Genomic DNA, 15948 nt, shown 5'->3' on the forward strand with positions numbered 1-15948 from the left:
CACGAAGCCGCTACAAGGCGCAAAAACGTTCGGCTAAGGTGAAAAAATAGACCATATAATTTTTCCGGCCGGTACTGTTCGCTACTGGCAGCGCCAGATAGCGCTAAACGGCCCTCTTTAACGCAAATTGCCCGGACCTGCGGCGGGGTTATCGACATAAAATTTAACATTTCATGCCTCTGGCTCTGCCCGCTCCCGCTGGTTAACGCCAGAAAAACATCGATTGCCGGGACAAACCCTGCCAGCGCATCAAATGCGGTAACGTTGCGAGTGTTTTTTAACGTTACTGTTAACCGGTAAGGAAGGCGCAAACAGATCGCCCTGCCCGCCCGCTACCCCAAGTGCAGTCAGGGTTTGCCATTCAGCCCGGGTACGCACGCCAGCAGCAAAAACATAGCTGGAGGTGGATTTACACACCTCCAGCAGGCTTTGCACAAAAAGCTGATTCTCTGTGCGGCGGTCAATATTCCGTACCAGCCCCGGATCCAGCTTAATCACATCAACAGGAAGCTGGCGGATATAGGCGCTGCTGACCACCGTCATTCCCGCCTGATCGACTGCGATACGGCAGCCAAACGTGGTGAGCATGTGAAAGACCGGCAGCAAACGATTGATGTGTTGACACACATCCGCCTCGGCAAGTTCAAATAAAAATCGCCGGCGCTGGGATTTATTACACTGCAGCAGCAATTTTTGCAGCCAGCGCTGGAACGGGCGCTGCAGCAGTGAATCGATACTTACCGGCAGCGCCAGCGTCTCATCCGGCCACACTTCTGTCAGCGCGGCGATGCGCGTCACCAGCTGGCGATCCCAGCTGTCGGTCAGCCCCAGCTGCATGACCAGCGGCATAAACTCGGCGGCAACCACTTCTTTATCACCATCAAATATGCGCGCCAGCATCTCACGGTGGTGCACTTTACCATCCAGCAGTACCGCAGGCTTTTGATAAAGACGGGGACCACCGCGATTGAGCGTATTCTCCAGCAGCGTACGCCAGCGCACGCTGCCGCGGCCCATCTCCAGCGGATTACCCTCGCCCACTGACCAGGTGTTGCCTCCCTGCAGCACGGCGCGCCGCGTGGCCAGCTCTACGCTCTCCATCACCTGCAGTGCGCTCTGTCCGCTGCACCAGGCGTTGATGCCGATATGGATTAAATCATCACGATCCACCCTGCGCATCGGCGGCAGCGAGTCCACCGCATTGATAAGCTGCTCGGCGATGCTGTTCGCCTCTTTCAGCGTCCGGTGCGGCAGCAGCACGGCAAAATCGCTGCGAAAATAGCGGGCCAGCAGCGCCCCCGGATAGCGCAGCACAAACGTAGAAAACATATTGATGATATCAAACAGGTACTCTTCGGCCAGCGTCGGACCAATTATCTCATGCAGATTGTCGAAGTCAGGCAGGCGGATCATCATTACCACGCCATGCGTACCGACATCCTCCTGATCTTCCAGCAGCGTCGCCAGCTGGTTATCAAAAAAGAGGCGATTATTGAGACCTGTGCGCGCATCCTGAGCCGCAAACGTGCGGATCAGCGTATCGATTCGCAGACGCTGCTCTCCTGCTTCCTGCAGATCGCTGAGCAGCGTATCCAGCGCGCGGCTGGCTTTAGCCGGCCATTCAGTGGTGCCCGGAACGCGGGCAATGCGCTCGCCGGCAATAATGCGTTCCGCGCGCGCCTCCAGCCGATCCATATTGCGCCAGCGGCGATTAAGCCAGTGGTGCGTCATCGCCAGCAGCGCCGCCATAATGGCAACCACGCTCAGCAGCACCACCAGCGTATAGGCGCCGGTAAAGGAGCGGAACCAGGTTTTTGCCGGATCGAGAACCACGACGCGCAGCTGCATTTCGGGCGCATGCACCAGGGGCAGCTCAAGCTGAATAAACCGGTTAGGCTCATCTTCCAGCATCGGATTCTCATGGCGGGTAAGACGGAATACTTCGCCTTCGTCATTGAGCAGCGTGACCTGCTCAGCGTTGATCACCGGCATCAGCCGCGTCAGCCACTGTTCAACCTCCTGCGGCGACTGAGTCATCAGCGCTTTGTCAACTTCGGTCGCCAGCGTATCGATACGGCTCTCAACGCGCTCCTGCGACAGCCAGATAAAACTAAAAGCGCAGCCTACCAGCATCAGTAACATTGCCAGTAAGCTTAATAATGTAATAAACGCAGAAAACTTCGTTGTTAATCGCATCCCTGTGCCTGTACCACTGCGGTTATAAACGGGCAGCCAGCCTGTGCGTCATTCAGCTGACGCAATCCTGAGCAAAGTACCATAAATAGCTGTCTGAATCAGCGCCAATGCTCCGGCAAGCACGCTGTCGCGCGAGTATAACGGTAAAGTCACAGCGCCTGACTGCCGGGCGGACTTTTTCGTCCTATTCTCAACAGAGGCTGTCTGCCAGGAAATTTCATATTTTCCCCGGCAAAGTGGCATCGCCGATGGGGTTTACGCATCTTAATGATCACTGCTTATCTGCCGGAGAACACCATGAAGTTCAAGCACACTCTCACTGAAGCTGATGTTACCCCGGAAAACATCTTTGCGCTGCGCCGGCGTCAGGTGCTGAAGGCGCTGGGGATTGGCGCTGCCGCTGCGACGCTGCCGGGTAGCGCGCGGGCGGACATTCTGAGCTGGTTTAAAGGAAATGATCGACCGCCGGCACCCGCAGGACGCGATTTGACGTTCACTAAACCCGCACAGTGGCAGGCGGATTTGCCCCTGACGCCTTACGATAAGGTTGCGGGCTACAACAACTTTTATGAGTTTGGCCTGGATAAGGCCGATCCCGCAGCTAACGCCGGCTCACTAAAGACTGAACCCTGGCAGCTGCGTATTGATGGCGAAGTGGCTAAGCCCATGACGCTGGATATGGATGACATTTTTAAACGCTTTGCCATGGAGCAGCGTATCTACCGTATGCGCTGCGTTGAAGCCTGGTCAATGGTCGTGCCCTGGGTGGGCTTTGAACTCAGTAAGCTGCTGAAGCTGGCTGAACCCACCAGCCGCGCACGCTATGTGGCGTTTCAGACGCTCTACGACCCTGAACAGATGCCAGGTCAGAAAGATCGCTTTATTGGCGGCGGGCTCGACTATCCCTATGTTGAAGGATTGCGGCTGGATGAAGCGATGCATCCGCTGACGCTGCTCAGCACCGGTGTCTACGGCAAAGCGCTGCCGCCGCAGAATGGTGCCCCGATACGCCTGACGGTGCCGTGGAAATATGGATTTAAAGGCATTAAATCGATTGTGAAAATCACGCTGACCGCTGAACAGCCGCCGACCACCTGGAGCCAGATTGCCGCCAGCGAATATGGGTTTTACGCCAATGTGAATCCGCACGTTGACCACCCGCGCTGGTCACAGGCGACAGAGCGTTTTATCGGCGCGGGCGGCCTGCTCAACGTAGAGCGGCAGCCTACGCTGCTGTTTAACGGTTATGCACGTGAGGTTGCGTCACTCTATCGCGGGCTCGATCTGCGGGAGAATTTTTAAATGCGACTGACCCTGCGACAGGTTACCTGGCTCAAAGTGGTGCTGCACCTGGCCGCCCTGCTGCCGCTGATCTATCTGGTGCTTTCGGCTGCTCAGGGCTGGCTGAGCGCCGATCCGGCCAAAGATATTCAGCACTTTACCGGCAGAATGGCGCTGAAGCTGTTGCTGGCAACGCTGCTGGTCACTCCGCTGACGCGCTATCTCAAACAGCCACTGCTGATCCGCACCCGCCGGATGCTGGGTCTCTGGTGCTTTGCCTGGGCCACGCTACATCTGATCAGCTACTGGCTGCTGGAGCTGGGCTTTACGCATCTGCGCCTGCTCGGCAGTGAAATTTTCGCCCGCCCCTATCTGCTGCTGGGTATGATCAGCTGGGTGGTGCTATTTGCGCTGGCGATAACCTCATTTCAGCGCGCGCAGCGCAAGCTGGGCAGACGCTGGCAAACGCTGCATAACGCTATCTATCTGGTAGCGATCCTCGTTCCCATTCACTATCTCTGGTCAGTCAAAGTCCTGTCACCACAGCCGTGGCTCTATGCGCTGGCAGCCGCGCTGCTGCTGGCGTGGCGCTACAAAAAGTTACGCAAAAGCTTCAGCCGCTGATTTTCCTGAGGTTGTTTTCTCCCCCCGCTTTCTGTTAAAACGTGTGGCCTTCGGGCCGCACCGGATCAACTTCGCAGATAAGACCAGTATTTTGCTGCGAATTGTCCCGAAACGGATATAATGCCCGGCTTTATTGCAAGCAAACCCTTCTTTTTCACTCTCAAGGGTGACAAATGAAGGATGTCGCGGTATTTTACGCGATGCCCTAATGATTGCAGGAGATAGCCGCAAGATGGCGCATAAATTTCACATACTGTTGTTGAACGGTCCCAACCTGAATTTGCTGGGAACGCGCGAGCCTGACAAGTATGGTCACGCCACGCTGGCTGATATCGTCAGCGATCTGGTGCAGCAGGCTGACCAGCACCATGTGAAATTGAGTCATTTGCAATCGAACGCAGAATATCAGCTGATCGATCGTATTCACGCCGCGCGCAGCGATGTGGATTACATCATCATCAATCCGGCTGCGTTCACGCACACCAGCGTTGCGCTGCGTGATGCTTTGCTGGCGGTAAGCATACCTTTTATCGAGGTGCATCTCTCCAACGTGCATGCACGCGAGCCGTTCCGGCACCACTCCTATCTTTCCGATGTATCTGCCGGCGTCATTTGTGGACTTGGCGCGGATGGGTACGCGTGGGCTTTACAAACGGCGATAAAACGCCTGTCACATTCCAATTAAACAGAGTACGGAACCACACTCATGGATATTCGTAAAATTAAGAAACTGATCGAACTGGTTGAAGAGTCCGGCATTGCTGAGCTGGAAATCTCTGAAGGCGAAGAGTCAGTTCGCATCAGCCGTTCACCTGCCAATGTCGGTTATCCTATGATGCAGCAGGCTTATGCTGCACCTGCTCCGCAGCCTGCACTGGCCGCTGCCGTTGCACCGGTTGCTGCCGCTCCGGTTGAAGCCGCTAAGCCTGAAGTCAGCGGTCACATTGTCCGTTCACCGATGGTCGGCACCTTCTACCGCACCCCAAGCCCGGACGCAAAAGCGTTTGTGGAAGTGGGTCAGAAAGTGAACGCTGGCGATACCCTGTGCATCGTTGAAGCGATGAAAATGATGAACCAGATCGAAGCCGATAAATCCGGCGTTGTGAAGGCGATCCTGGTAGAAAGCGGCCAGCCGGTTGAATTTGACGAGCCGCTGGTCGTCATCGAATAACGAGGCGAAGCATGCTGGATAAAATTGTCATTGCTAACCGTGGTGAAATCGCGCTGCGCATTCTGCGTGCCTGCAAAGAGCTGGGCATCAAAACCGTAGCGGTCCACTCCACGGCAGATCGCGACCTCAAGCACGTGCTGCTGGCAGATGAAACTGTCTGCATCGGCCCGGCGCAGTCGGTCAAAAGTTACCTGAATATTCCGGCTCTGATCTCTGCCGCTGAAATTACCGGCGCAGTTGCGATCCATCCGGGATACGGCTTTCTGTCTGAGAACGCTGATTTTGCTGAGCAGGTTGAACGTTCAGGCTTTATCTTTGTGGGTCCGAAAGCGGATACGATCCGCCTGATGGGCGACAAAGTTTCTGCTATTACCGCGATGAAAAAAGCGGGCGTACCGACCGTTCCGGGTTCAGATGGCTCACTGACTGATGATATGGATAAAAACCGCGCTATCGCGAAGCGTATCGGTTATCCGGTTATCATCAAAGCCTCTGGCGGCGGCGGCGGACGCGGTATGCGCGTTGTACGCCATGAAAAAGATCTTGAGCAATCCATCGGCATGACGAAAGCGGAAGCCAAAGCGGCTTTCAATAACGACATGGTCTACATGGAAAAATTCCTCGAGAACCCGCGCCATATCGAAATTCAGGTGCTGGCCGATGGCCAGGGCAACGCCATCTATCTGGCGGAGCGCGACTGCTCCATGCAGCGTCGCCACCAGAAAGTGGTGGAAGAAGCACCTGCGCCAGGCATCACTCCGGAACTGCGTCGCTTCATCGGCGAGCGCTGCTCTAACGCCTGCGTGGAAATTGGCTATCGTGGAGCCGGTACTTTTGAGTTCCTGTATGAAAACGGCGAGTTCTACTTTATTGAGATGAACACCCGTATTCAGGTTGAACATCCGGTTACCGAAATGATCACCGGCGTTGACCTTATCAAAGAGCAGCTGCGTATTGCTGCCGGTCAGCCGCTGTCGATCAAACAGGAAGATGTGGTCGTACGTGGTCATGCGGTGGAATGCCGTATCAACGCCGAAGATCCTAATACCTTCCTGCCAAGCCCGGGTAAAATTACGCGTTTCCACGCGCCGGGTGGCTTTGGTGTACGCTGGGAATCGCACATTTACGCTGGCTACACCGTGCCGCCGTACTACGATTCCATGATTGGCAAACTCATTACTTACGGCGAAACCCGTGAAGTGGCGATCGCCCGCATGAAAAATGCTCTGGCTGAGCTGATCATCGACGGCATCAAAACCAACGTCGAGCTGCAGATGAAAATCATGTCCGACGAAAACTTCCAGCAGGGTGGCACCAACATCCACTATCTGGAGAAAAAACTCGGCCTGCACGAAAAGTAATCGCAGCGCAGAGCACGACAGAGGCCGGTTAATCCGGCCTTTTTTATTGTTATCGCCTGTGAGGTTATCTGATGGATGGGCGTTTTCTACAAGCGAACAAAGAGGCGCGCTGGTCGCTGGGCCTCGCTCTCGCATATCTGCTGGTGTGGGCCCTGTCTGCCTGGCTCGGCGGGACGCAAAGCGGAATATCTGGCCTGCCCCGCTGGTTCGAACTCTCCTGCATATTTGCACCGCTACTGTTTACCGGACTCTGTGCGCTGATGGTCCGCGTCATTTTCCGTGATATGTCACTGGAGGACCGTGATGGAGAGTGAGATCCTTCTGCCGCTGCTGGCTTACCTGGTTCTGATCGCCGTGCTATCGGTAATCGCCATGCGCAAACAGCGCCAGGGCAGTTTTCTGACCGAATATTTTCTCGGCAGCCGCTCCATGGGCGGGTTTGTGCTGGCCATGACGCTGACCACAACCTATATCAGCGCCAGCTCATTTATAGGGGGGCCCGGTGCCGCCTATAAATATGGTCTGGGCTGGGTACTGCTGGCGATGATTCAGGTGCCTGCCGTCTGGCTATCACTGGGCGTGCTCGGCAAGAAATTTGCCATTCTGGCCCGGCGCTATAACGCAGTAACGCTCAACGATATGCTTTATGGTCGCTATCGCAGCCCGCTGCTGATCTGGCTGGCCAGTATCAGCCTGCTGGTGGCATTTATCGGTGCCATGACCGTGCAGTTTATCGGCGGCGCTCGCCTGCTGGAAACGGCGGCGGGCATTCCTTACGATACGGGCCTGCTGATTTTTGGCGGAACTATCGCCCTTTATACGGCTTTCGGGGGCTTTCGCGCCAGCGTGCTGAACGATGCGATGCAGGGGCTGGTAATGCTGGCTGGCACGTTTCTGCTGCTGTTTGCTGTTATTCATCATGCCGGCGGGCTGAGTCACGCGGTCAGCACGCTGCGCGCTATCGATCCGCAACTGGTGTCGCCGGAAGGGGCAGGCAATGTGATTACACCTGCCTTCCTCAGCTCATTCGCCGTACTGGTCTGCTTTGGCGTTATCGGTTTGCCACATACCGCCGTACGCTGCATCTCTTACAAAGACAGCAAGGCGATGCATCGCGGGATCATTCTCGGCACCATCGTGGTGGTGATCCTGATGCTGGGGATGCATCTGGCTGGCGCGCTGGGACGTGTGGTATTGCCTGACCTGACCATACCTGACCAGGTGATCCCGACGCTGATGATTACCGTACTGCCGCCGATGGCAGCCGGCATTTTTCTTGCCGCGCCGATGGCGGCCATTATGTCGACCATTAACGCGCAGCTCCTGCAGGCATCCGCTACGCTGATCAAAGATCTCTATCTGCGTCTTGCGCCCCGGCAGAGTGAAAATGAAGCGCGGCTGCGCATGCTCTCCGGCACGATTACTTTTGTGCTGGGCATCCTGCTGCTGCTGGCGGCCTGGAATCCGCCGGATATGATCATCTGGCTTAATCTGCTGGCGTTTGGCGGGCTGGAAGCGGTCTTTCTGTGGCCGCTGGTGCTGGGTCTCTACTGGGAGCGCGCCAATGCTGCCGGAGCCATCAGCGGTATGATCGCCGGCGCCGTAAGCTATACGCTGCTCGCCAGCCTGAATATTGAGTGGTGGGGACTCCACCCTATTGTTCCCTCGCTAACCCTGAGCCTGCTCGCTTTTCTGGCAGGTAACCTGTTTGGCAGCGCGTCTGCGACGCACGACGCTGCACTGAAATAAAGAGAAACGCTATGCCATGGATTCAAATCAAGATTAACAGCACCGGAGAACAGGCTGAGCCGCTGAGCGATGCTCTGATGGAAGTGGGTGCCGTCTCGGTGACGTTTCAGGACACGCACGACAATCCGGTGTATGAACCTCTTCCGGGTGAAACCCGACTGTGGGGTGATACTGATGTCATTGGCCTGTTTGACGCCGAAAGTGATATGGATGAGGTGGTAGCCGCACTGCGTCTGCAGCCGGTGCCGGGATCGACCTTTCACTACAAGATCGAGCAGATCGAAGATAAAGACTGGGAGCGCGAGTGGATGGACAACTTCCATCCGATGCGCTTTGGTGAGCGCCTGTGGATCTGTCCAAGCTGGCGTGATGTTCCCGATCCGGACGCGGTCAACGTCATGCTCGATCCCGGCCTGGCCTTCGGCACCGGAACTCACCCTACCACGTCACTCTGCCTGAGCTGGCTGGATGGTCTCGATCTGCAGGGCAAAACGGTGATCGACTTTGGCTGCGGCTCCGGCATTCTGGCGATCGCCGCGCTCAAGCTGGGTGCCGCACAGGCGATTGGGATCGATATCGATCCGCAGGCCATTCAGGCGAGCCGTGATAATGCTGAACGCAACGGCGTGGCAGATCGCCTGTCGCTCTACTTGCCACATCAGCAGCCTGAAAACCTGCAGGCTGACGTGGTGGTCGCCAACATTCTGGCGGGCCCGCTGCGCGAACTGGCACCGCTGATTGGCGTTCTGCCAAAAGCAGGCGGCTACCTTGGTCTTTCTGGCGTACTGGCCAGTCAGGCAGAAAGCGTTTGTGAAGCTTATGCTGAGCGCTTCGCAATTGATCCGGTCGCGGAGAAAGAAGAGTGGTGCCGTATTACCGGACGCCTGCGTTAGTTTTTACCCCAGGTCTGCAAGCGCAAGCCTGGGGTTTCTTCGGAACAGATAGCATGCGGTACCGGCACTGCCTTCGGACAGAATAATTTTGTATTAAATTTGCGCAAATAGCCGTTAATTCTGTGGTTAATTCGTTAAAATCGCGGCTTTTATATCGCGTTTTGCGGTCTGAATTCAGAAAAATGTTTGTTCACAATTTCGCCTTAAATATTTAACCTAATGATTTTAAAAGACTATTATGAGAGGCGGGTTGATGGCAGCGCAGACGCTTTAATGTTAAGAGGCTGTTGTTCAAAGTTTGGCCTTTCATCTTCCGGAAAAAATGCGTAATATACGCCGCCTTGCGAACAGTTAGGGTCACTTCTTTTTTCATGCGCATTGGACACCACCAGCTACGTAATCGCCTCATTGCTGCGCCTATGGCCGGAGTAACCGACAAGCCATTTCGCACACTCTGTTACGAGAACGGCGCCGGTATGACTGTCTCCGAGATGCTGTCATCTAACCCGGAAGTCTGGGCTAGTGACAAATCCCGGCTGCGTATGGTGCATAGTGACGAGCCCGGCATTCGTGCCGTGCAAATTGCTGGCTGCGATCCCGATGAGATGGCTGCCGCCGCGCGAATTAACGTTGCGTCTGGCGCGCAGGTTATCGATATCAATATGGGTTGTCCGGCTAAAAAAGTGAATCGTAAGATGGCTGGCTCCGCGCTGCTGCAGCATCCGCAACTGGTAGAATCGATTCTCCGTGCGGTCGTTAATGCAGTAGACGTACCGGTTACGCTGAAGATTCGCACCGGCTGGGACAAAGAAAATCGTAATTGTACAGAGATTGCCCAATTGGCTGAACGTTGTGGCATTCAGGCTCTCACCATTCATGGACGCACCCGCGCCTGTTTGTTTGAGGGGCAGGCTGAATACGACAGCATTCGGACAGTTAAGCAGAGCGTTTCCATTCCGATTATCGCGAATGGGGACATAACTGACCCGCATAAAGCCAGGGCAGTGCTCGACTACACCGGGGCAGATGCTCTGATGGTAGGACGTGCTGCTCAGGGAAGACCGTGGATCTTCCGGGAAATCCAGCATTATCTGGACACAGGGGAGCTGCTTGCACCAAAGCCGCTGGCAGAGGTGAAGCAAATGCTGATTGGACATATACGGGAGCTGCACGACTTTTACGGTCAGCGCAAGGGATACCGTATTGCCCGAAAACACGTTTCCTGGTATTTGCAGGAAAGTGCCCCTGACGACCAGTTTCGGCGCACATTCAACGCCATTGAGGATGCCAGCGAACAGCTGGAGGCGTTGGAGGCATACTTCGAAAATCTTGCGTAAACGAAATAAAGAGCTGAAAGAACTATGTTCGAACAACGCGTAAATTCTGACGTACTGACCGTTTCTACCGTTAACTCACAGGATCAGGTGACCCAAAAGCCACTGCGTGATTCGGTTAAACAGGCACTGAAGAACTATTTTGCTCAACTGAATGGTCAGGATGTTAGTGATCTGTATGAGCTGGTACTGGCTGAAGTTGAGCAGCCTCTGTTGGACATGGTAATGCAGTATACCCGTGGCAACCAGACCCGTGCAGCCCTGATGATGGGTATCAACCGTGGTACTCTGCGTAAGAAGCTGAAAAAATACGGCATGAACTAATTGTTCGTTGCTGCGATAACGCCAGCCTCCGGGCTGGCGTTTTTGTTTCTGTCGCCGCTTCCGCTCATCACCTCAGGTGAAACAGTTACCGCCTGAATGGTAACTATCGTTGCAATCTCCTGCGTCATTTTTCCTGCTCCCTCTCCTGCGTAAATCTGCGGGCTGTTCACACGTGCCTGCCACTATCCCCGGTCACTGCTGCGTTTACCCATAGCGGCATTAACTGGTCCGGCTAATGAGCGGTAGCTCACACTGCGCTCCAATAGTGAAACTATTTGCACTATTTGTGATCGCGGCGACTCGTCATGCCGCCTTTTGGTGCGCGATAGTAACCGCACGTTACTTCCTGCCCTTTTCTGACGCTCTTTCCTGAAGAATTCAGCCCGCTGCAAACCTGGCATCAGCTTTGCAACAGGCTGGATGGCTAATTGCCACCGACAGACAGCAGTGCACTACAAAGTGCGCACCACAATAACAACAGACGAACCGCCACACAGGATGCTTTATGAAAAAGATGATGCTCTCCACCCTGATTGCCGCTGCCACGCTGCTGAGCGTGACTCAGCAGGCGCATGCAGGTACCACTCTGGACGCAATTAAAAAGAAAGGGTTTGTGCAGTGTGGGATCAGTGATGGACTGCCTGGTTTCTCGTACGCAGATGCCAGCGGCAAATTCACGGGTATTGATGTGGATGTCTGCCGCGCCGCCGCCGCTGCCGTGTTTGGCGATGCCGGCAAAGTTAAATATACCCCGCTGACGGCTAAAGAGCGCTTCACTGCGCTGCAGTCGGGCGAAGTGGATATCCTGTCGCGTAATACTACCTGGACCTCTTCACGCGATGGCGGAATGGGCTTTCTGTTTGCCGGCGTAAACTACTATGACGGCATTGGCTTCCTGACGCATAAGAAAGCGGGACTGAAAAGTGCCAAAGAGCTGGATGGCGCAACGGTCTGTATTCAGGCGGGTACCGATACCGAACTCAATGTCGCCGACTATTTCAAAGCGAATAAAATGCAGTACACCCCGGTCACCTTTGACCGCTCCGATGAGTCAGCCAAAGCACTTGATAGCGGCCGCTGCGATACACTCTCCTCCGATCAATCCCAGCTCTATGCGCTGCGTATCAAGCTGGGCAAGCCTGACGAATTTATTGTACTGCCGGAAGTGATCTCCAAAGAGCCGCTCGGGCCGCTGGTACGTCGCGGTGACGATGACTGGTTTACGATTGTTAAGTGGTCGCTGTTTGCCATGCTGAATGCCGAAGAGATGGGCATCAGCTCAAAGAACGTCGATCAGATGGCAGCAAAACCGACCACGCCTGACATGGCGCATCTGCTGGGTGCAGAAGGCGACTTTGGTAAAGACCTGAAACTTGATAACAAGTGGGCCTATAACATCATCAAGCAGGTGGGCAACTATCAGGAAATTTTTGACCGCAACGTCGGTAAAGATAGCGCGCTGAAAATCGCACGCGGACAGAATGCGCTCTGGAATCAGGGCGGTATTCAGTACGCACCGCCGGTGCGCTGATTTACTGCTGTGCCAGTCGGGCACCGCGTCCTGCGGTGCCCACGCGTATCTATCATTGAGGTTTCAACATGTCGCAACGCCCAACCGTGAAAAGGGATTTTTCATTCGGTAACCCTGCGGTTCGCGCCTGGCTTTACCAGTTTGTCGCGATTATTGCGGTAGTGGCCGTGGTGGGATATTTAATCCACAACACCATTATCAATCTGGCTAACCGCGGCATTACGTCAGGTTTTGGCTTTCTGGAGCGCAGTGCCGGTTTTGGTATTGTTCAGCATCTGATTGACTACACCGAGGGAGATACCTACGCCCGGGTCTTTATGGTCGGGCTGACCAATACCCTGCTGGTCTCTGCACTTTGCATCGTCTTTGCATCCCTGCTTGGCTTTGCGGTAGGCCTGGCGCGCCTGTCCGATAACTGGCTGCTGCGTAAGCTCTCTGCCATTTATATTGAGACGTTCCGTAATATTCCGCCGCTGCTGCAGATTTTCTTCTGGTACTTTGCCGTACTGCGTAATCTGCCGGGTCCGCGCCAGGCGCTAAACGCCTTTGACCTCGCCTTTGTCAGCAATCGTGGCTTGTATATTCCATGGCCCCAGTATGCACCTGGTACGCTGCCGTTTCTGGTTGCGCTGGCGTTAAGCATTATCGCCAGCCTGGCGCTGTTTCGCTTTAATCGTAAACATCAGCTGAAAACCGGTCAGCTGCGTCGTACCTGGCCCGCTGCAGCCGGGCTCATTGTGCTGCTGCCGCTGATTGCTCATACCCTGTTCGGCGCGGGCGTGCACTGGGATGTGCCTGAGCTACGCGGATTCAATTTCCGCGGTGGCTTTGTGATGATCCCGGAGCTGGCGGCGCTGACGGTGGCGCTCTCTATTTATACCTCTTCATTTATTGCTGAGGTGATCCGCGCCGGTATTCAGTCAGTACCACATGGCCAGAGTGAAGCAGCGCGCTCGCTGGGACTGCCGAATCCCGTGACGCTACGTCAGGTCATTATTCCTCAGGCGATGCGCGTCATTATTCCTCCGCTGACCAGTCAGTATTTAAACGTAGTCAAAAACTCGTCGCTGGCCGCCGCTATCGGCTACCCCGATATGGTGTCGCTTTTTGCCGGTACGGTGCTTAATCAGACCGGCCAGGCAATAGAAACCATTGCGATTACCATGGCGGTTTATCTCATCATCAGCCTGACCATTTCCCTGCTGATGAACCTCTATAACCGCAAAATTGCGCTGGTTGAGCGTTAAGAGAACGAAACACTATGTCTGTGACAACGCATGAAACGCCGCCGGTAAGCAGTAATCTGCTGCAGAAGAGCTGGAGCTGGGCGCGCAAAAATCTCTTTTCCGGCTGGCTGAATACCCTGCTTACGCTGGTCAGTCTGTGGCTCATCTGGAGTGTTATTCCACCGGCACTGAACTGGCTGATATTTCAGGCAAACTGGCTGGGTGAAACCCGTGCTGACTGCACTAAAGCGGGGGCCTGCTGGGTGTTTATCCATGCGCGCTTTGGTCAGTTTATGTATGGACTCTATCCGCACGAACTGCGCTGGCGAATCAACCTGGCTCTGGTTATCGGTTTACTGTCAGTCATTCCGCTCTTTATCCGCGCCATGCCGTGCCGTGGCCGCTATCTGGCCTGCTGGGCGGTGCTCTATCCGATCGCGGTGTGGCTACTGCTTTATGGCGGCTATTTTGGTCTGGAGCGGGTGGAAACCCGTCAGTGGGGCGGCCTGACGCTGACGCTGATTATCGCATCCGTTGGTATCGCCGGCGCATTACCGCTGGGTATTCTGCTGGCACTGGGCCGGCGCTCAAACCTGCCTGTGGTGCGTACGCTATCCGTTATTTTTATTGAGTTCTGGCGTGGCGTACCGCTGATCACCGTGCTGTTTATGTCCTCTGTCATGCTGCCGCTGTTTATGGCGGAAGGCACGACTATCGACAAACTGGTTCGGGCGCTGGTTGGCGTGATTCTGTTTCAGTCCGCCTATGTGGCGGAAGTGGTGCGCGGCGGTCTGCAGGCACTGCCAAAAGGCCAGTATGAAGCGGCTGAATCGCTGGCACTGGGATACTGGCGGACGCAGGCGCTGGTGATCCTGCCGCAGGCGCTTAAGCTCACGATCCCCGGACTGGTGAATACCATTATCGCACTCTTCAAAGATACCAGTCTGGTGATCATTATCGGCCTGTTTGATCTGTTCAGCAGCGTGCAGCAGGCCACGGTCGATCCTGCATGGCTGGGCATGTCCACAGAAGGCTATGTCTTTGCTGCACTGGTCTACTGGATTTTCTGTTTTAGCATGTCGCGCTATAGCCAGTATCTGGAGAAGCGTTTTCACACCGGGCGTAAAGCGCACTGAGGTTTACTATGACATCCACAATAACGACGGCGGCTAACGCTATGATGATTACGCTCGAAAACGTGAACAAGTGGTACGGACAGTTTCACGTGCTTAAGGATATTAATCTGCAGGTTAAACCGCGTGAGCGCATTGTACTCTGCGGCCCGTCAGGCTCAGGAAAATCGACCACTATTCGCTGTATCAACCATCTGGAAGAGCATCAGCAGGGACGTATCGTCGTGGACGGTATTCATCTTAACGATGACGTGCGTAACATCGAACGGGTACGCACCGAAGTCGGCATGGTGTTTCAGCACTTTAATCTGTTCCCGCATCTTACCGTTCTGCAGAACTGCACGCTGGCCCCTGTCTGGGTGAGAAAGATGCCGAAGAAGGAGGCGGAAGCGCTGGCGATGCACTACCTTGAGCGGGTGCGCATCGCCGAACATGCACATAAGTTTCCGGGACAGCTCTCTGGTGGTCAGCAGCAACGTGTGGCGATAGCCCGTTCGCTCTGTATGAAACCCAAAATTATGCTGTTTGACGAGCCGACTTCAGCCCTTGATCCTGAGATGGTAAAAGAGGTGCTGGATACCATGATTGGCCTGGCAGAAGATGGCATGACCATGCTGTGTGTGACGCATGAAATGGGATTTGCACGTACGGTGGCTGACCGGGTGATCTTTATGGATCGGGGAGAGATCGTAGAGATGGCGCCGCCAGAGGAGTTCTTCGCTAATCCACGCTCAGAGCGTACCCGCGCGTTTCTGTCGCAGGTTATTCACTGATCTCAGCGCCCTTAGCTCTGCCCCTGCCATGCAGCAGGGGCTTTTTTATGGCTGCGCGTTTTTATCCTGCCAGGCAAAAACAAAAAAGCCCTGAACTTTCGTTCAGGGCTTCTGTGTTTGGTGCCTGGCAGTTCCCTACTCTCGCATGGGGAGGCCCCACACTACCATCGGCGCTACGGTGTTTCACTTCTGAGTTCGGCATGGGGTCAGGTGGGACCACCGCGCTAGTGCCGCCAGGCAAATTCTTTTACCCGAACTCATGCTTTTTTTAAAACTGGTGCTGATACCCAGAGTCGAACTGGGGACCTCACCCTTACCAAGGGTGCGCTCTACCAACTGAGCCATATCAGCA

General features: G+C 55.0%; 16 protein-coding genes, 1 tRNA gene and 1 rRNA gene. 14 read left to right on the plus strand and 4 right to left on the minus strand.

What is annotated here, in order from left to right:
* Positions 1-249: 249 nt before the first annotated feature.
* Complete coding sequence (gene csrD / locus FS690_RS17520; protein ID WP_094111842.1) at positions 250-2196, minus strand: RNase E specificity factor CsrD; 1947 nt, start codon at positions 2194-2196, stop codon at positions 250-252.
* Positions 2197-2493: 297 nt separating this feature from the next.
* Between csrD and msrP the strand changes: the two genes are divergently transcribed.
* The 10 genes from msrP (at position 2494) to fis (ending at position 10933) form a co-directional block, all read left to right on the plus strand.
* Complete coding sequence (gene msrP, locus FS690_RS17525) at positions 2494-3498, plus strand: protein-methionine-sulfoxide reductase catalytic subunit MsrP (protein ID WP_071669248.1); 1005 nt, start codon at positions 2494-2496, stop codon at positions 3496-3498.
* The gene (gene msrQ / locus FS690_RS17530; RefSeq protein ID WP_113655509.1) at positions 3499-4101 is read left to right on the plus strand and encodes a protein-methionine-sulfoxide reductase heme-binding subunit MsrQ; all 603 of its coding nucleotides are present in this window, start codon (positions 3499-3501) and stop codon (positions 4099-4101) included. It begins immediately after the preceding gene.
* Between the two features lie 232 nt (positions 4102-4333).
* Positions 4334-4786 (plus strand): type II 3-dehydroquinate dehydratase, encoded by a 453-nt coding sequence (gene aroQ, locus FS690_RS17535; RefSeq protein ID WP_039380711.1) that lies wholly within the window; start codon positions 4334-4336, stop codon positions 4784-4786.
* A gap of 21 nt (positions 4787-4807) precedes the next feature.
* The gene (accB, locus tag FS690_RS17540; protein WP_039380716.1) at positions 4808-5272 is read left to right on the plus strand and encodes an acetyl-CoA carboxylase biotin carboxyl carrier protein; all 465 of its coding nucleotides are present in this window, start codon (positions 4808-4810) and stop codon (positions 5270-5272) included.
* Positions 5273-5283: 11 nt separating this feature from the next.
* Complete coding sequence (gene accC, locus FS690_RS17545) at positions 5284-6633, plus strand: acetyl-CoA carboxylase biotin carboxylase subunit (RefSeq protein ID WP_071669161.1); 1350 nt, start codon at positions 5284-5286, stop codon at positions 6631-6633.
* Positions 6634-6704: 71 nt separating this feature from the next.
* Positions 6705-6947 (plus strand): YhdT family protein, encoded by a 243-nt coding sequence (locus tag FS690_RS17550; protein ID WP_071669160.1) that lies wholly within the window; start codon positions 6705-6707, stop codon positions 6945-6947.
* Positions 6937-8382, plus strand: coding sequence for a sodium/pantothenate symporter (gene panF, locus FS690_RS17555; RefSeq protein WP_104085371.1), 1446 nt, complete (start codon positions 6937-6939; stop codon positions 8380-8382). Before FS690_RS17550 ends, panF begins: the two co-directional genes overlap by 11 nt.
* 11 nt (positions 8383-8393) lie before the next feature.
* Positions 8394-9275: a 50S ribosomal protein L11 methyltransferase gene (gene prmA / locus FS690_RS17560; protein WP_145340017.1), complete on the plus strand. Its 882-nt coding sequence runs from the start codon at positions 8394-8396 to the stop codon at positions 9273-9275.
* Between the two features lie 371 nt (positions 9276-9646).
* On the plus strand, positions 9647-10612 hold the full coding sequence (dusB, locus tag FS690_RS17565) for a tRNA dihydrouridine synthase DusB (protein ID WP_039380734.1): 966 nt from the start codon (positions 9647-9649) through the stop codon (positions 10610-10612).
* Positions 10613-10636: 24 nt separating this feature from the next.
* On the plus strand, positions 10637-10933 hold the full coding sequence (gene fis, locus FS690_RS17570; protein WP_003855228.1) for a DNA-binding transcriptional regulator Fis: 297 nt from the start codon (positions 10637-10639) through the stop codon (positions 10931-10933).
* Here the strand turns inward: fis and FS690_RS18610 are convergent.
* A complete protein-coding gene (locus FS690_RS18610) occupies positions 10930-11061 on the minus strand; it encodes a hypothetical protein (protein ID WP_255402078.1) in 132 nt (43 codons plus the stop codon). The two genes, fis and FS690_RS18610, sit on opposite strands and share 4 nt — an antisense overlap.
* A gap of 377 nt (positions 11062-11438) precedes the next feature.
* On the opposite strand from FS690_RS18610, the gene FS690_RS17575 reads away from it, so the two are divergent.
* The 4 genes from FS690_RS17575 (at position 11439) to FS690_RS17590 (ending at position 15596) form a co-directional block, all read left to right on the plus strand.
* Positions 11439-12464: an amino acid ABC transporter substrate-binding protein gene (locus FS690_RS17575; RefSeq protein WP_071669157.1), complete on the plus strand. Its 1026-nt coding sequence runs from the start codon at positions 11439-11441 to the stop codon at positions 12462-12464.
* A gap of 68 nt (positions 12465-12532) precedes the next feature.
* On the plus strand, positions 12533-13711 hold the full coding sequence (locus tag FS690_RS17580; protein ID WP_071669156.1) for an amino acid ABC transporter permease: 1179 nt from the start codon (positions 12533-12535) through the stop codon (positions 13709-13711).
* A 14-nt stretch (positions 13712-13725) separates the two neighbouring features.
* Complete coding sequence (locus FS690_RS17585) at positions 13726-14826, plus strand: amino acid ABC transporter permease (RefSeq protein WP_145340018.1); 1101 nt, start codon at positions 13726-13728, stop codon at positions 14824-14826.
* An 8-nt stretch (positions 14827-14834) separates the two neighbouring features.
* Entirely contained in the window at positions 14835-15596 is a 762-nt protein-coding gene (locus tag FS690_RS17590) for an amino acid ABC transporter ATP-binding protein (RefSeq protein ID WP_071669154.1), read from the plus strand.
* Positions 15597-15718: 122 nt separating this feature from the next.
* Here FS690_RS17590 and rrf read toward each other — a convergent pair.
* Together rrf and FS690_RS17600 are read right to left on the minus strand one after the other, a co-directional pair.
* Positions 15719-15834 (minus strand): 5S ribosomal RNA (gene rrf, locus FS690_RS17595).
* 37 nt (positions 15835-15871) lie between these two features.
* Positions 15872-15947: transfer RNA gene (locus FS690_RS17600), tRNA-Thr, on the minus strand.
* Position 15948: the final 1 nt, after the last annotated feature.

The sequence above is a fragment of the Pantoea sp. PSNIH1 genome, assembly GCF_007680655.1.
Lineage (GTDB): Bacteria > Pseudomonadota > Gammaproteobacteria > Enterobacterales > Enterobacteriaceae > Pantoea > Pantoea eucrina.

What these genes read in the sequence shown, in the direction of transcription:
- csrD (WP_094111842.1), bottom strand. Translation starts at nt 2,196, where the DNA reads ATGCGATTAACAACGAAGTTTTCTGCGTTTATTACATTATTAAGCTTA.
- msrP (WP_071669248.1), top strand. Translation starts at nt 2,494, where the DNA reads ATGAAGTTCAAGCACACTCTCACTGAAGCTGATGTTACCCCGGAAAAC.
- msrQ (WP_113655509.1), top strand. Translation starts at nt 3,499, where the DNA reads ATGCGACTGACCCTGCGACAGGTTACCTGGCTCAAAGTGGTGCTGCAC.
- aroQ (WP_039380711.1), top strand. Translation starts at nt 4,334, where the DNA reads ATGGCGCATAAATTTCACATACTGTTGTTGAACGGTCCCAACCTGAAT.
- accB (WP_039380716.1), top strand. Translation starts at nt 4,808, where the DNA reads ATGGATATTCGTAAAATTAAGAAACTGATCGAACTGGTTGAAGAGTCC.
- accC (WP_071669161.1), top strand. Translation starts at nt 5,284, where the DNA reads ATGCTGGATAAAATTGTCATTGCTAACCGTGGTGAAATCGCGCTGCGC.
- FS690_RS17550 (WP_071669160.1), top strand. Translation starts at nt 6,705, where the DNA reads ATGGATGGGCGTTTTCTACAAGCGAACAAAGAGGCGCGCTGGTCGCTG.
- panF (WP_104085371.1), top strand. Translation starts at nt 6,937, where the DNA reads ATGGAGAGTGAGATCCTTCTGCCGCTGCTGGCTTACCTGGTTCTGATC.
- prmA (WP_145340017.1), top strand. Translation starts at nt 8,394, where the DNA reads ATGCCATGGATTCAAATCAAGATTAACAGCACCGGAGAACAGGCTGAG.
- dusB (WP_039380734.1), top strand. Translation starts at nt 9,647, where the DNA reads ATGCGCATTGGACACCACCAGCTACGTAATCGCCTCATTGCTGCGCCT.
- fis (WP_003855228.1), top strand. Translation starts at nt 10,637, where the DNA reads ATGTTCGAACAACGCGTAAATTCTGACGTACTGACCGTTTCTACCGTT.
- FS690_RS18610 (WP_255402078.1), bottom strand. Translation starts at nt 11,061, where the DNA reads ATGACGCAGGAGATTGCAACGATAGTTACCATTCAGGCGGTAACTGTT.
- FS690_RS17575 (WP_071669157.1), top strand. Translation starts at nt 11,439, where the DNA reads ATGAAAAAGATGATGCTCTCCACCCTGATTGCCGCTGCCACGCTGCTG.
- FS690_RS17580 (WP_071669156.1), top strand. Translation starts at nt 12,533, where the DNA reads ATGTCGCAACGCCCAACCGTGAAAAGGGATTTTTCATTCGGTAACCCT.
- FS690_RS17585 (WP_145340018.1), top strand. Translation starts at nt 13,726, where the DNA reads ATGTCTGTGACAACGCATGAAACGCCGCCGGTAAGCAGTAATCTGCTG.
- FS690_RS17590 (WP_071669154.1), top strand. Translation starts at nt 14,835, where the DNA reads ATGACATCCACAATAACGACGGCGGCTAACGCTATGATGATTACGCTC.